The 15,244-nt window shown below is 34.5% G+C and carries 12 protein-coding genes; all 12 read left to right on the top strand.

Annotated features, from left to right (window positions below):
- Positions 1 to 80 precede the first annotated feature (80 nt).
- The 12 genes from SPD48_RS15750 to SPD48_RS15695 all read left to right on the top strand — a co-directional run bounded on the left by SPD48_RS15750 (position 81) and on the right by SPD48_RS15695 (position 15,150).
- The gene (locus SPD48_RS15750) at positions 81 to 1,811 is read left to right on the top strand and encodes an ABC transporter ATP-binding protein (protein WP_336259086.1); all 1,731 of its coding nucleotides are present in this window, start codon (positions 81 to 83) and stop codon (positions 1,809 to 1,811) included.
- Positions 1,783 to 2,613: an energy-coupling factor transporter transmembrane component T family protein gene (locus SPD48_RS15745; RefSeq protein ID WP_336259085.1), complete on the top strand. Its 831-nt coding sequence runs from the start codon at positions 1,783 to 1,785 to the stop codon at positions 2,611 to 2,613. The genes SPD48_RS15750 and SPD48_RS15745 overlap by 29 nt, the downstream gene beginning before the upstream one ends.
- 105 nt (positions 2,614 to 2,718) lie before the next feature.
- The gene (locus SPD48_RS15740) at positions 2,719 to 4,014 is read left to right on the top strand and encodes a M20 family metallo-hydrolase (protein ID WP_336259084.1); all 1,296 of its coding nucleotides are present in this window, start codon (positions 2,719 to 2,721) and stop codon (positions 4,012 to 4,014) included.
- Between the two features lie 24 nt (positions 4,015 to 4,038).
- A complete protein-coding gene (locus SPD48_RS15735) occupies positions 4,039 to 5,115 on the top strand; it encodes a histidine kinase (protein WP_336259083.1) in 1,077 nt (358 codons plus the stop codon).
- Positions 5,116 to 5,128: 13 nt separating this feature from the next.
- Positions 5,129 to 5,764 carry a response regulator transcription factor gene (locus tag SPD48_RS15730; RefSeq protein WP_336259202.1) on the top strand — a complete coding sequence of 212 codons (636 nt, stop codon included), beginning with the start codon at positions 5,129 to 5,131 and terminating at the stop codon, positions 5,762 to 5,764.
- A 231-nt stretch (positions 5,765 to 5,995) separates the two neighbouring features.
- Positions 5,996 to 6,568 (top strand): TetR/AcrR family transcriptional regulator, encoded by a 573-nt coding sequence (locus SPD48_RS15725; protein ID WP_336259082.1) that lies wholly within the window; start codon positions 5,996 to 5,998, stop codon positions 6,566 to 6,568.
- Between the two features lie 223 nt (positions 6,569 to 6,791).
- Positions 6,792 to 7,721, top strand: coding sequence for an NAD(P)H-binding protein (locus tag SPD48_RS15720; protein ID WP_336259081.1), 930 nt, complete (start codon positions 6,792 to 6,794; stop codon positions 7,719 to 7,721).
- A 397-nt stretch (positions 7,722 to 8,118) separates the two neighbouring features.
- Positions 8,119 to 9,051 (top strand): ABC transporter ATP-binding protein, encoded by a 933-nt coding sequence (locus SPD48_RS15715; RefSeq protein ID WP_336259080.1) that lies wholly within the window; start codon positions 8,119 to 8,121, stop codon positions 9,049 to 9,051.
- Positions 9,052 to 9,062: 11 nt separating this feature from the next.
- On the top strand, positions 9,063 to 10,319 hold the full coding sequence (locus SPD48_RS15710; protein ID WP_336259201.1) for an ABC transporter permease: 1,257 nt from the start codon (positions 9,063 to 9,065) through the stop codon (positions 10,317 to 10,319).
- A complete protein-coding gene (locus tag SPD48_RS15705) occupies positions 10,319 to 11,413 on the top strand; it encodes an ABC transporter permease (RefSeq protein WP_336259079.1) in 1,095 nt (364 codons plus the stop codon). The genes SPD48_RS15710 and SPD48_RS15705 overlap by 1 nt, the downstream gene beginning before the upstream one ends.
- A 105-nt stretch (positions 11,414 to 11,518) precedes the next feature.
- Positions 11,519 to 13,669 carry a YhgE/Pip domain-containing protein gene (locus tag SPD48_RS15700; protein WP_336259078.1) on the top strand — a complete coding sequence of 717 codons (2,151 nt, stop codon included), beginning with the start codon at positions 11,519 to 11,521 and terminating at the stop codon, positions 13,667 to 13,669.
- Between the two features lie 524 nt (positions 13,670 to 14,193).
- Entirely contained in the window at positions 14,194 to 15,150 is a 957-nt protein-coding gene (locus tag SPD48_RS15695) for an alpha/beta hydrolase (protein ID WP_336259077.1), read from the top strand.
- Positions 15,151 to 15,244: the final 94 nt, after the last annotated feature.

Genomic DNA, 15,244 nt, shown 5'->3' with positions numbered 1-15,244 from the left:
TAATAAAGTTAAGTGAACAGCCTTTCCGATGAGCTTTTGGAGGGGCTCGTTTTCTGTTTTACCTCGTAAAGGAGAAGAAAATGAAAAAAACGGTTATCCAATTTAATAACTTTACATTTAAATATGATAGTCAAAAAGAACCTACCATTCGAAATATTGATTTGTCCATTTATGAAGGAGAAAAGGTATTAATAGCAGGTCCATCTGGTTCAGGAAAAAGTACACTAGGTCATTGTTTAAATGGTTTGATCCCATTTTCCTTTAAAGGAGATATAACAGGGAGCTTAACCATCAATAATCAGGAGACTAGTAAGTTGAATATTTTTTCTTTGTCTAAAATGGTAGGGACTGTGTTACAAGACCCTGATGGTCAGTTTATCGGCTTATCTGTCGGTGAAGATGTTGCCTTTGCTCTTGAAAATGATGAAGTTCCAAGGGACGACATGCATCGTAAGGTGATCGATGTTTCAAAGCTAGTAATGATGGAAGATAAGCTAACATCCTCTGTCCATGAATTGTCAGGAGGACAACGGCAGCGAGTTGCACTTGGTGGGGTCATTGTCGAGAAGGTAGATATTTTACTTTTTGATGAACCACTTGCAAATTTAGATCCAGCAACAGGTCAGCACGCTATTAAATTGATTGATGACCTCCATAAAGCTTTAAATTGTACAATTGTTATAATTGAACATCGATTAGAAGATGTATTAGATCAACATATGGATCGTGTTATCGTAATGGATAGAGGTAGAATCGTAAGTGATTCCAATCCGAATGAATTACTTGCTTCTACTCTTTTAAATGAAAGTTATATTCGAGAACCTCTCTATGTAACAGCGTTGAAATATGCGAATTGTGAACTGAATCCATCTATGGAATTAGAACATATACAGAAATTAAATATAGATTCTTGTAAAGCATCGTTGCACCAATGGTATGAGGATTCAACTTTTAAAAAAGAACAACCTAATAAAACGCCTATTCTTGAGGTACAGAATATAACATTTGCTTACGAGGGTAAAGAACCTACATTAAAAGATATATTTTTTACCATTCAACAAGGAGAAATGATTAGTATTGTTGGAAAAAATGGTGCGGGAAAGTCAACACTCTCGAAGTTAATCTGCGGATTTGAAAAAGGGCATCAAGGTAAAATAATATTCGATAAAAGAGACATCACATACGATACAATCCGAGAGCGGGCGGAAAAAATAGGCATGGTGATGCAAAACCCGAACCATATGATTTCCAAACATATGATTTTTGATGAAGTTGCCCTTGGTCTTGTGATGCGTGGAGTACCGGAAAAAGAAATTAAGGAGCGCGTCGAAGCTGTGTTACAAATCTGCGGATTATACCCATACCGAAATTGGCCGATTTCCGCACTTAGTTTTGGGCAAAAAAAGCGGGTAACGATTGCTTCTATATTAGTATTAAATCCTGAAATTATTATTTTGGATGAGCCGACAGCAGGACAAGATTTTTACCATTACACACAAATTATGGAATTCTTAGTTGAGCTGAATAACCAAGGAAAAACAATCATCATGGTTACTCATGATATGCACTTAATGCTTGAATACACCCCGCGAAGTCTTGTACTTCTTGACGGTGAGTTGCTGGCAGATGATACGTCAGTCAATATTTTATCAGATAAAGAGATTGTCGAAGCAGCTAATTTAAAGCAAACTTCTTTATTTGAACTTGCTCGTCGTGCATGTATTCCTAATCCTACAGAATTTGTTGCACGCTTTATTTCGTATGATAAGGAGGTAAGAAATATTGGCTACAGAGATGCTGGCATACATTGATCGAAAATCATTTATTCATGAATTATCTGGAGCAACTAAATTAATTATCTTTATCATGTGGTCAACGATAGCTATGTTAACTTACGATACTCGGATATTACTGTTTTTGTTTCTGTTCAGTTTAGTAGTTTTTTGGATTTCCAAAATAAAAATCCGAGAAGTTGGATTTGTGTTATTATTTATATTAGCGTTCTTATTATTAAATAATGTAGCGATTTACATCTTTTCCCCACAAGAAGGGGTAAAAATTTATGGAACGAGTCATCTTCTTTTTGAATTTTTTGGTAGGTATAACCTGACGGCAGAGCAATTATTTTATCAATTAAACATTACTTTAAAATATTTTGCAGTAATTCCAGCAGCATTACTATTTATCGTTACGACACACCCGAGTGAATTTGCTGCATCGTTAAATAAAATAGGTGTAAATTATAAAATAGCTTATTCAGTTTCATTGGCACTCCGTTATATTCCTGATATTCAGCGGGATTTTAGGACAATCGCACAAGCACAGCAAGCGCGAGGAATTGATTTATCGAGCAAAGAAAAGTTAGGTAAACGGCTAAAGAATGCCTCTTCGATCGTTATGCCGCTTATTTTATCTAGTCTCGATCGAATTGATACGATAAGTAACGCAATGGAACTACGTGCGTTTGGTAAAAAGAAAAAACGGACTTGGTATAACGAACAATCATTTAAGCGAACAGACTATATTACGATTATTCTGGGTCTATTTATATTAGTTGGATCCCTTATCATCACTTTTTATGATGGGAGCAGATTTTATAACCCGTTTGTATGATTACTGCGATTCAACTAATCTCCCTTCTCTTTATAAAAAGAGCAGAAAATGTTAGAGAATTTTTTAAAAAAGACAGAAAAAATAGTAATTATAGGAGGAGTTAAGTTGACGATAAAAGAGTTTCCATTAAAACAGAAATTACTTTCGAATTATGATCAATCATTAAATAAAAACGGAGTTAGTGGAGAACGGCTTGCCGAAAGATTGCATCAAATTGCTCAAATTGGGCTAACAAGTAACAACGGCTCGAATCGTCCTGGTTTCTCACCCGAGGAGTTAGCAGCGAAACAACTAGTCTTAAAGTGGATGAAGGAAGCAGGGCTTACTGTCACGACTGATGGGGCTGGGAATGTCTTCGGACGCTTAGAAGGAAAAGACAATATGAAAAAAGCAATTTTAAGTGGTTCTCATGTGGATAGTGTTCCGAATGGTGGACATTTTGATGGTCCGTTAGGTGTATTAGCTGCCTTAGAAGTAGTAGAAGCATGGCGAGAAGCAGGGTACCTACCCGAGAGAGATTTTGAAGTAGCGATTTTTACCGATGAAGAAGGGTCCCGGTTTAATAGCGGATTCCATGGGAGTGAAGCAGTTACCGGAGCTGGAAGCATTGAAGAAAGACTAAAATTAACCGATCAGAAAGGGCTGTCTTTTCAGGAAGTTTTGCAATCAGTTGGTCTGACAGTTGAAGGCTATTTGGATTCAAAAAGAGATTTGTCTGCAATTGAACTGTTCATAGAAGTACATATTGAACAAGGAAAAAAACTTGAAAAAGCAAATGAACCGTGTGGAATTGTAACAGGTATTGCAGGACCTTGCTGGGTTGAATTTACCTTTACCGGCGAAGCAGGTCATGCTGGAAATACACCAATGAATGATCGAAAAGATGCACTTGTGGCAGCTAGCGAATTTATTCAAAGAGTGCCGCAGGTTCCTGTTAAAATCAGTGAAAGTGCGGTGGCGACAATTGGGAAACTAGCTGTAAAGCCGAATGGGGTAAATGTCATTCCAGGTGAAGTGAGTTTATATGTAGATATGAGGGATATTTACAAAGAGAATCAGGAAGAATTAGTAAATCAGGTAATTGCTGTTGCCAAAGATGTGGCTGAAACATATGATGTTGAGCTTTCTTATGAAGAGAAAATCCGAATTACTCCTGTTCCGATTCAAAAAGATATCCTGCAAAAACTAGCGGACATCTTTCATGAAAAGGGAATTGAACCTTTATATTTACCTAGTGGAGCAGGGCATGATGCGATGATTATCGGTGAACAAGTTCCAGCAGCAATGATATTTGTCAAAAGTAAAGATGGAATCAGTCACCGACCGGATGAATGGACAGATTTAAATGATTGTGTACAGTCTGTGCATTTGTTAAAAAGTTTTATTGAGAAGCAGCAATAAACAATTTGATTGGATCGAGAAATAATGACATCATTTTTACTTCGGTTTGGATTATATTGTACACTTTGGGTATTCATGATCTTTTTTGCTAGCGATTCTACATTGATAAGTTTATCGATGTTAATCGCTAGTTTAGCAGTCTATTTTTTCTTATCACATGAATATACCTCTGTCTATATTTATATTCTTCTATCTGCCTTGTTGTTTATTCATGGTTTGATTATACATGATGTATTATTTACTTCATTACTTTTAGCATTAATAACTATTACAGCACTTTTTCGCTTTACTAAACGATTGTTGTATCTTTTTATAGGAATCAATTATTTCTTCGCTGTTATTTTAGCGTATATACATAAAGAACATATGATAGCTACTGTTTTTATAGGTAGTATGCTTGTTTTTTTAATCGTAAAATTAAATGAAATGTCCACACAAAATAAGGAACAGCAAGCATTTTATCAGGAAATGAATGCTGACTATCGTCAATTAAAAAGATTACATGTTTCAGCTGAAGAAATGGCAAAAGCAGAAGAGAGGACTAGGATTGCGAGAGAAATTCACGATTCTGTCGGACATCGCTTAACCGCATTAATAATGAAACTTGAAATCTTATATCTTCAAAAAAAAGATGAACAGTTTTTAGAATTAAAGAAAATGGCAAATGAAAGTTTAACAGAAACTAGGGAAGCTGTACAAACCTTACAAGAAAGTGAAACAAGTGGAATTCCAGCCGTAGTTCAATTAATTCGTAAATTGGAAGCAGAGAGTCAACTACTTATCCAATTTACATTAAAAGAAGGAGCACTGACACTTCCCATTTCAAATGAACATGGAGTCGTGCTATATCGTGTTATTCAAGAATGTTTAACGAATGTAATGCGGCATTCACCTTCCAAGCAAGTTACCATTTTAATAGGAAAGTCGGCGGTAAACACTCTCTCGTTTACCATTTCCAATCCAATCTCAATTAATGAGAAATTCAGTTTAGGGTTTGGATTAACAAATATGCAAGCGAGAGTGAAGGAAATTGGCGGGCAGTTATATATACATCAAACGGAAGAACAATTTGTTGTTCAGGGGATGATACCTAATGAATAAAAAAGAAAAAGAAGTGTGGCGCATACTCATTGTAGATGATCAATCGATTGTACGACAAGGGTTAAAAGTAATGCTGGAACAAGATGAGAAAATTAAAGTTACGTGTGAAGCTGAAAATGGCCAAGAAGCAATTGAACTATTAGAAAAAAACCATCTGATTGACCTCATCTTAATGGATGTTCGAATGCCTATTATGAATGGGATGGAAGCGACTCGGCTAATCAAAGCGAAATGGCCGCAAGTTAAAATTTTAATACTAACGACATTTAATGATGAGCACTATGCAATGGAAACGTTAAAAGATGGAGCAAGTGGCTTTTTATTAAAAACTGCGGATTCAGAAAGGTTGATACGTGCAGTACATAGTATCATGGAAAATGCCTTGCCAATAAACGAGGAAGTGGCGGCAAAGGTCATTCCGAATTTATTAAAAAGGGGTAATCATACCAAAATACCAACAAAGTTGACAGAAAGAGAACTCGCTATTGTAAAACGTATAGGTGAAGGCAAAACGAATAAAGAAATTGCTTCAGAACTATATTTATCGATTGGGACAGTTAAAAATAATATAACGAATATTTTACAAAAACTACAATTAAGGGATCGAACACAATTAGCTATTTTTGCGATAAAAAATAATCTTGCATAATGGTTCAATAATTAAGTGGATAATAATGCTGACATTACAAAAATTACGCATATTTATTAGGTTATTAAAATTGTTTGTAGGATTACGGAATTGGATAAATAGAAAGAATTTATGTTAAAAAAGTATTGGATACTCAATCAGTAAAATGGAATTACTCATAATATACATATTGACATGGGGTATATATTCTTTTAAAATAAATTTGAACAGTGGTCAAAAAGGATGAATTTTATGAAAAACAATAAAATGGGTAAAACCGAACTAACAAGACAAGTGATTATGGAAGTTGCAAGAGAACTGTTAATTGAAAAAGGGTATACGAATGTATCTATGAGACTGATTGCTAATGAAATTAACTGTAGCCATGGAGCAATTTATTATTATTTTAAAAATAAGGCAGAACTTTTTTATGCGTTAGTCGAGGAACATTTTCTAATGTTAGATCAAAAAATGACAGAAGTGATCGTAGATTCATGTGACCGAAAGGAAAAATTAAGAAGGCTTTTATTGGGTTTTATTGAATTTGGTTTAACTAATCAAGGTCATTATGAAATAATGTTTTTAATCAAAGATGAAGAAGTGCTGCATTTTTTAAATAAGAGCCCGTCAAAAACGTACGAAAAGTTTGCAAACTATGTAGCCGAATTAAGTGATAGACAGCTAACGATTAAAGAGATCTGGTCAATCTTTTTATCACTCCATGGATTTGTAACTCATTATCTCAGACATATTGTCAGTTTTAGTGAGGTTGAAGATATGGCTAATTCACATGTAGCTATGTTACTGAAGTGGACGGAAAATTAATAATAAATGGAGAGCTTTTGACAAACGTATTCTTATCAAAGAAAAGACGAACGATGGTAGATGTATGATAAGTTACACTGAAATATACTGCTTTTACCGCATGTATAAGAGCTACATCCGGGACTACATGAACATTCGTCCTCTTAGATATAGTTTTATTTGTCTTAGCTTCAATTTTTTATCCTTATTTGAACAGTGGTCAAAAAAGAAAGGATGAGTAAAAATGAAGAACGCAATCGTATTAGGAGCAACCGGAGGAATGGGTTTTGCACTTGTCAATGAATTAGTAAGTAGAGAAGTCAAAGTAACAGCTTTTGCGCGTAACGAAAGGAAACTTAAGGACTTGTATGGTGGCAACAAACAAATAAATATTTTTCCTGGAAATGCTTTTAATGAGGAAAATTTAGTTCAGGCAGTTGAAGGTAATGACGTTATTTTTCATGCTATTAATTTACCGTACGGAGATTGGAGAACAAACTTGCCAGTCCTGACAAAAAACATAATCCATTCTGCAAAAGTGCATTCAGCTAAATTAGCTATTGTAGACAATATTTATAGCTATGGAAAAAATCCAGGTAATAAAGTAAGGGAACTTACAACAAAAAATCCACATACGAAGAAAGGAAAAGTCAGATTAGAAATGGAATCGCTATATAATTCTTCCAATGTTCCAACAATCATTGCTCACTTCCCTGATTTTTACGGTCCTCACGTAGAGAGTTCGTTACTAGGCTTTACATTAAATAAGATGATTGAGAATAAACAAGCACAGTTTGTAGGAAATAAATCAATCCCACGTGAACATCTTTTTACTCCAGATGGAGCGGAAGCATTAGTGAATCTTGCGATGAATGATAACTCATATAACCAAAATTGGAATATCCCTGCTACTGATGTAATAACCGGTGAGGAAATTATTTCGATCATTCGTCAACTGACTAACAATTATAAAAAGGTATCTACTGTGACGAGAAATATGTTACGTCTAGTTGGATTATTTAATAAACAAATGCGGGAATTCGTTGAAATGCAGTATTTGAACGAAGATCCAGTCGTATTAAGTGGAGAAAAGTATGAGAAATATATTGGCCCTTTACCAAAGACACCTTATAAAGAAGGGATAAAAGCTACGATTGAAGCAAGGAAATCTTAAATAAATTAAGTGTCTATGGCTGCTTTCAAAGTAAAATTTCTTAAGACGACCTCTCTTTGATTATGTCTATATTATTATGTAAAATAATAGACCGCTCTAACTTAAGCGGAAGAAACCAACGTAGACTCCCACGGGAAAAGCAACAACTGAAAAGTTATAGCGACACAGAAGTGGAGCTATAAAAGTTGAAGTGTTGCCCGTGGAAAGCATAGTAGGTTTCTGAAGCGATTTTATCTACAATAGTAATTTTACACATATGTAAGGTCATAACCCTCTCTTTTAACGTTTATTAACAAATGTGACTTAAGTCATTGTTTTCTATTAAAAATAATGACCTAAGACAGTAGGAAGGAGAAGTAAAAAGCAATACAATAAACATTAGCAGGGAGGGAATGGCATGCTTGAGTTAGTGAACCTATCCAAACGTTATAAACAATTTTACGCAGTGAAAAATATGAATATGTATATTGAAAAAGGGGAGATAGTCGGACTATTAGGTCCCAACGGGGCTGGCAAATCGACAGCAATTTCTATGTTATCAACCCTTATTGAACCGACAGAGGGAGATGTGTTATTTGAGAGAAGAAGTGTGTTAAAAAAGCCGGTTTCACTACGTAAGGTGACAGGAGTAGTCCCACAAGAAATAGCCCTTTATGAAGATTTGACAGCTGATGAAAACTTATTTTTTTTCGGTAAGATTTATAAAATGTCTGGTACTAACTTAAAACAAAAAATAGACGATATTTTAGATCTCATAGGACTCACTGATAGAAGAAATTCATTAGTGAAAAAATTTTCCGGGGGAATGAAGCGACGGTTAAATATCGGTGTTGCATTACTGCATGATCCGGAATTGCTAATTATGGATGAACCGACAGTAGGAATTGATCCTCAATCAAGAAATTATATTTTAGAAACGGTAAAGAAATTAAACAAAGAAAAAGGAATGACTGTTCTTTATACAAGTCACTATATGGAAGAAGTCGAATTTTTATGTGATCGAATTTATATTATGGACCGTGGGAACTTGATCGCTGTAGGCACAACAGAGGAAATTAAAGAAATTCTCTCTTCAGAAAATACAATTTACATCGAGGCGGAACTGTTAAATGATTCATTTATCACCGCATTACAAGATGAGCTGACAATTAAGAAAGTCTTTGTGAAAAATGAAACTGTAACAATTATTGTTCCTAAAGAGATAAATATTTTTAGATTGGTGACGGAATTTGCAGCAAATTCAAATGTACAGTTAAAATCATTGTCTGTTAAAACCCCAACTTTAGAGGATGTCTTTTTACATCTTACGGGTCGAGCGTTAAGGGACTAGAGGTGAATGAAATGATTTGGGATATTGTAAAAAAACAGAGTATTTTATTCATACGTAATCCACAACAATTAATTCTTTTACTTATGTTGCCGATCATATTAATCTGCATTTTAAGCGTCTCTCTAAGTGGGTTTATAAGTGGGGAAACGTTTGAAATTGACGCTAAAATAGCAATGATAGAACATACCGATGAAAAGGAGCAAATAGAAAGATTTATCCAAGAAGTAGAAAACAGTAAGCTTTCTGAAGTGGAGAAAAAGGAAATTGGTCAAGTAGCAAAAAATATATCAATTGTCCATCTATTAAAAGATGAAGCATTTGCTGATATGGATAAATTAATTGATATAACGATGGTTTCACCAGAAGATAAGGCAACTGTTTTAGCGGATGATAGTTTTGCAGCTGTCATCGAGATTCCAAAAGACTTCACATACAATGCATTAAACTTCTATTTATTAAAAGAAGGAAATGCTAGTGAAATGAAGGTTTATCAGAATGAAAGTAAAACACTTCAGTCAAACATCGTTAAAAGTATTATCGATTCTTTTCAGGAACAAATGTCTATGATGAAGTTCACTATGGACCACCATATAGATCCAGTAAATTTGGAAGCTGGTGATCTAGAACATATAGGAACGGTAGAACCGATCGGAAAAGGTAATCCTGTTTCTTCAAAACAATATTATACAATAGGTATGGCAGTGATGAATGTATTATATGTTGCAACTGCTGTAGGAGTATACGCTTTTATAGAAAAACAGACACAGGTTTTTAATCGAGTCATTCTTGCTAATGTATCTAGATGGACTTATTTTTCCGGGATCTTCGTTTCGGGCGTTTCATTTGCATTGATTCAATTACTGATTATATTTGGTTTCTCATGGATTGTTTACGGGGTGACATGGCCGATTTTACAGTTTCTTTTGGTTACGGTTTGTCTTGCATTTGCAGTTGGAGCGTTATCTGTTCTACTTACTTCAATTAGTTATCGGATAAATTCTGAATCAGTTATCAATTTCTTTTCTAATTTTTTAGTAGCATTGTTAGCCTTATTGGGAGGTAGTTTTTTTCCGATTGGAGATATTGCAGACGTATTCCAGTTACTTGGAGATTTCACACCCAATGGTGCGAGTATGAGTGCGTATTTAAGTTTGCTGCGAGGAGATGAGTTTAGTCAAACAATTCCATACTTGATTTATTTGCTCCTCTTTACCTTTTGTTTGCTTTTAGTATCTATTTTCAGCTTTCCAAAAAGGGGGCAAATATAATGAGTGGAATATTTATTACGAAAATAAAATGGTTAATTCGAAATCCGTGGACATTTATTTTAATGACGTTTATGTCTATTCTATTTGCCCTCATCACTGGTGGTGCAAATGGTACGAATAAAATAACGGTTCCTGCCTATACGGAACTCAATCAGATTAAAAACTCGTCTCTAGCTGAGATGATAGATGAGAAAAGTATTTTTAAAATCGATTGGGTTACGGATAAACGGGCACTGGAAAAAAAGATCCTTAGTGGGAAACATGAATTTGGGATTGTTTTTAATCAAGATGACTATGACATTCTTGTTGGAATCAATTCCCCTAATGTGGTTTTGTTTGAAAACACAGTGAAAAATGCTTACCACTTAGATAAACAGTTTAACCAATTGGAACAAGCTTCGGGCGAAGAAAATGTAAAAGAAATAATTGAAAACAATTCATTTTTTAATGTGAAAAGTCAATGGTTTCACGGGCAAGATACATTCCTTTTTGACGGAAATCTGCATACACTCTTCGGTTTTTCATTGTTTTTTGTCATTTATACAATTGCCTATAGTGTGTTTCAAATCTTGTTAGAGAAAAGAACTGGTGTATGGGATCGGGTTATTCTGTCACCTGTTAGAAAATGGGAAATGTATGTAGCAAATTTCCTCTATAGTTTTTTAATCGGTTATGTTCAAGTAGTAATTGTTTTTTTCATATTTCGATTTATAGTTAAGGTTGATTTTCATGGGATGTTTTGGCAAACATTACTTTTATTAATTCCTTATGTGTTAGCGATAGTGGCTCTATCTATTTTTATCATAGGAACAGTTAATACAATACAACAATTTAATGCTGTCATTCCAATTGTATCTGTAAGCATGGCAATGATTGGTGGTGCATTTTGGCCACTAGACATCGTGGATTCAACTTTTATGCTGCAATTATCAAAATTGATTCCGATAACGTACGGAATGGAAGTATTATATGGAGTAACCTTGTATGGATATAATTTAGAACAGATTTTATATCCGGTAAGCATTTTACTGTTAATGACCGTTGTTTTAACGGGGTTAGGTATTCATTTGATGGAAAGAAATTATATCTCATAAGAGGAATGGATAAAAAGAAAGATAAGAATTTCCAGTAGCATGTTTCATTTCAATCAGTTTGGGATAAAGTAGAATAAATAACTAATTAACTTTTGGAATGATGATATGCGAAACGTGATAAATATATTTAAACTGGATATAAAAAATATAACGACGAATTGGGTTGTAGCCATTTTAATTGGAGGGTTAATTATCTTACCCTCCCTTTATGCGTGGTTAAACATAAAAGCATCTTGGGATCCTTATGGTCAGACAAATCAGATTCCGATTGCAGTTGTAAATGAAGATACAGGAACGAATATTAGGGATCAAGATGTAAATGTCGGGGATTTATTAGTTGAAACGTTGCAAAAAAACAATGACTTTGATTGGAAATTTGTTAATCGGGAAAAAGCGATGGAAGAAGTAGAATATGGCAATTATTTTGCGGTCATTGTTGTACCTGATGATTTTTCAGCAACGTTAGGAACGGTGATTACAGAAAAACCACAAAAAGCTAAGATTGAATATTATGTAAATGAAAAAATTAATGCTATTTCTCCGAAAATAACTGAAAAAGGGGCTTCGGTTATTGTTGAACAAATAAGCAGTCAATTTATTTCGACAGTAAATGGCGTTATTTTTAATATGTTTAACCAAATCGGATTAGAACTTGAAGCAGACTTACCAGATATTAAAAAATTTGAATCTTACTTATTTACCTTAGAAGAGAATTTACCTGATATACATAAAAAATTATTAAGCACGAGAGAAGATGCTGAAGAAGCCAATCAAACAATTGCAAAAGCCAAGCAATGGATACCTGAAGCAAAAACAATGACAGAAGAAGGATTAGAAACGATTAACAAAGCGATTAAGATAATATCGAACGCTGAAGAAAAGTTTAAAGAGTTGGAACCTAAAATAGAGGAAGATGTGCAAAAAGCAAAAGCTGCGTTTGAAAAAGCCTCTGCTCTAATAACTGAATTAAAAGGGGTAGAACTGAATAAAGATGCTTTGACAGGAAAAGTTGAGGAAATAAATCAAAATGTAAATGAATCATTAGAGACACTTGAAGCTATCAATGCAGCACTAAGTGAGATTCAAGAAAATACTAACGAAGAAAACGAAACGATATCAAATGCGCAAGATAAAATAACAAACCTTCAGACAAGTCTTACGTCATTACAAACCTCTATAAAAGATATCGAACAATTTGTAGCAGAAAACGATCAACAGATTGGTACGATGACAGAAAAAATTTCAGAAATAGAACAAGTACCAGAGGAAAGTTTTCAGGAGTTTGTTACGACATATCAAAAGCAAATTAAAGCTGCTATTAGTGAAGAGATCAAAAATGTGACCGAAAAATTGCAAACAGCAAAAAGCATGCTAACAGACATTCAATCGACAATACCAAAAATAGATAAATTACTTACGAATACAAGTAATCGTTTGGATGAAGGGAAAAAAGTACTGGATGACGTATTGAACGAATTTCCTTATGTGAATGATAAAGTAACGGAGTTAGCAAATCGAATTCGTGAATTGCAATCTGAAGCAGACGTTAATGAAATAATTGAGTTATTAAAAAATAACCCTAAAGCAGAAAAAGGATTTTTTGCTGAGCCTGTCGTGCTAAATAAAAATGAAATATTTCCTATTGAAAATTATGGGACAGGGATGACACCATTTTATACCGTTTTATCGCTTTGGGTAGGAGCCTTACTGCTTATCTCATTACTTTCTACAGAATTACCAGCAGATGAAAAAGTGAAACCACGAGAAGTATATTTTGGAAGGTTATTGACATTCCTGACGATTGGTTTAATGCAGACGATCATTGTGACCTTAGGAGATGTTTATCTTGTAGGAGTTCAAGTAAGTAGTCCGTTCTGGTTTGTTATTTTTGGTATTTTGATCAGTCTTATTTTTATGATGATTGTTTATACGGTCGTATCGATATTTGGAGATGTCGGAAAGGCAATTGCGATTGTTCTACTTGTATTACAAATTGCTGGATCGGGAGGAACATATCCTGTCGTTCTACTTCCAGAGTTTTTTCAAACGATCAATCCATTTTTACCGTTTACCTATGCCGTTGACTTAATGAGAGAAGCAGTGGGAGGGATTATTTGGAAACGCGCATTACGTGATATTGGTTTTTTAATTGTCTTTGGTATCCTATTTATTCTTATGGGATTCTTGTTAAAAGAACCTGTCAATCGTCATTTACATAAGTTTCTTCGTTCAAAAGGTTCTCGTCTTTTCCATTAAAACGCTGAATGAATCAAAGAAATTGGTGGATTCCTTATGGTCTTGTTCGCTTTCCACTGATTTCTTTGTGAAATCCATCAATTTAATAGGAGAATTTTACAAGGTAAAATAGTACAACATTAAAACTATTAATCGCCGTTATAGTTGGTCCATCGCCAATAAATGAATATGCCCCGCCGTAAAACTTACATAACCGCCGATACCGACCTCCAATTCGCCGTTATAGTTGGTCCACCGCCGATAAATGAATATGCCCCGCCTTAAAACTTGCACAACCGCTGATATCGACCTCCAATCCGCCGTTATCCCAAGGCTACTTGCCGATAATTTCTGCACTATACATGCACTCACGATGAATGTATGTAAATTTTTCTGTGGGTATACGTATTGTGCCAAATTTATTTCCACGAAAAAATATCCATTATAATCCTTTTTTGTAAAAAAGAATTGAGTGGAAATTACAGATTAATATTTTCATTTCTATTATAATAGAATAAGAGAGACCTCAGGTAGGGGGGATAGAAATGAAGAGAAAACGTTGGATGATTATACTTAGTACTGTACTATGCAGTTTATTAATTATAGATGTAGTAGCAAGTTTTTATTTTTATAATTTAGCGATTAAACGAGGGCCGAAAGATTTTCTTCAAGGTAATTCAGATTTGGAAGTATCTGCAGAAGCACTTGATGAATTTTTAGAAGGCGATTGGATTGATTGGACCCAACAACAAAGCTTCGACCAGCTTGAAATGACATCATTTGACGGATTGAAGTTACAAGGTTATTATTTACCGTCGAAAGAGCCGTCTAATAAAATAGTCGTTTTTGCTCACGGATATTTAGGAAATGCCTATGATATGGGGTTATTCGGCGAATATTATTATGAAAATCTTGGCTACAATGTATTTACTCCAGATCTTCGTGGACATGGTAATAGTGAAGGAGATTATATTGGTTTTGGATGGCATGACCGCCTTGATTTGATTGATTGGATCAATTTACTGATAGAAAATAATGGACCAGATACAGAGGTTGTCATGCATGGACTATCTATGGGAGCAGCCACAGTTTTAATGGCATCTGGTGAAAATTTACCACAGAATGTGAAAGCAATTATTGCAGATAGCCCATATACATCGGTTTATGATTTGTTTGCATATCAGATGGAACGGATGTTTCATTTGCCAGATAAGCCAATTTTACCTTCAACGAGTCTAGTAACAAAGCAAAAAGCAGGCTACTCTTTAACGGAAGCATCGGCAATAAATCAGGTGAAAAAAGCGACTGTTCCGATTTTATACATTTCTGGAGATTCAGATACGTTTGTACCTACAGAAATGACGACAGAACTATATGAAAATACGAAAAGTGAACGGTCATTGGTTTCGTATGCCGGAGCAAATCATGGGGAGTCAATTATCTTATATCGAGATGATTATTTAAAAACAATTACCGAGTTTATTGAAAAATATGTACAGTAAAGACAGGGGCGATTTAATTCCCGTCTTTACTTATTAAACAATGAGGTAGGGAGTAGCTAATCAGCTGCCAACTTTTCATCGTTGTTTCTTTGAT

Source organism: Pseudogracilibacillus sp. SE30717A, assembly GCF_037071985.1.
GTDB lineage: Bacteria > Bacillota > Bacilli > Bacillales > Amphibacillaceae > Pseudogracilibacillus.
Note: the sequence above shows the minus strand (reverse complement) of the source record. Positions and strands in the feature narration are given on the sequence as shown.

Excerpts from the sequence above, each read along its gene's own strand:
- SPD48_RS15735 (WP_336259083.1), top strand. The coding sequence starts at position 4,039 with ATGACATCATTTTTACTTCGGTTTGGATTATATTGTACACTTTGGGTA.
- SPD48_RS15725 (WP_336259082.1), top strand. The coding sequence starts at position 5,996 with ATGAAAAACAATAAAATGGGTAAAACCGAACTAACAAGACAAGTGATT.
- SPD48_RS15715 (WP_336259080.1), top strand. The coding sequence starts at position 8,119 with ATGCTTGAGTTAGTGAACCTATCCAAACGTTATAAACAATTTTACGCA.
- SPD48_RS15750 (WP_336259086.1), top strand. The coding sequence starts at position 81 with ATGAAAAAAACGGTTATCCAATTTAATAACTTTACATTTAAATATGAT.
- SPD48_RS15720 (WP_336259081.1), top strand. The coding sequence starts at position 6,792 with ATGAAGAACGCAATCGTATTAGGAGCAACCGGAGGAATGGGTTTTGCA.
- SPD48_RS15705 (WP_336259079.1), top strand. The coding sequence starts at position 10,319 with ATGAGTGGAATATTTATTACGAAAATAAAATGGTTAATTCGAAATCCG.
- SPD48_RS15695 (WP_336259077.1), top strand. The coding sequence starts at position 14,194 with ATGAAGAGAAAACGTTGGATGATTATACTTAGTACTGTACTATGCAGT.
- SPD48_RS15710 (WP_336259201.1), top strand. The coding sequence starts at position 9,063 with ATGATTTGGGATATTGTAAAAAAACAGAGTATTTTATTCATACGTAAT.
- SPD48_RS15700 (WP_336259078.1), top strand. The coding sequence starts at position 11,519 with ATGCGAAACGTGATAAATATATTTAAACTGGATATAAAAAATATAACG.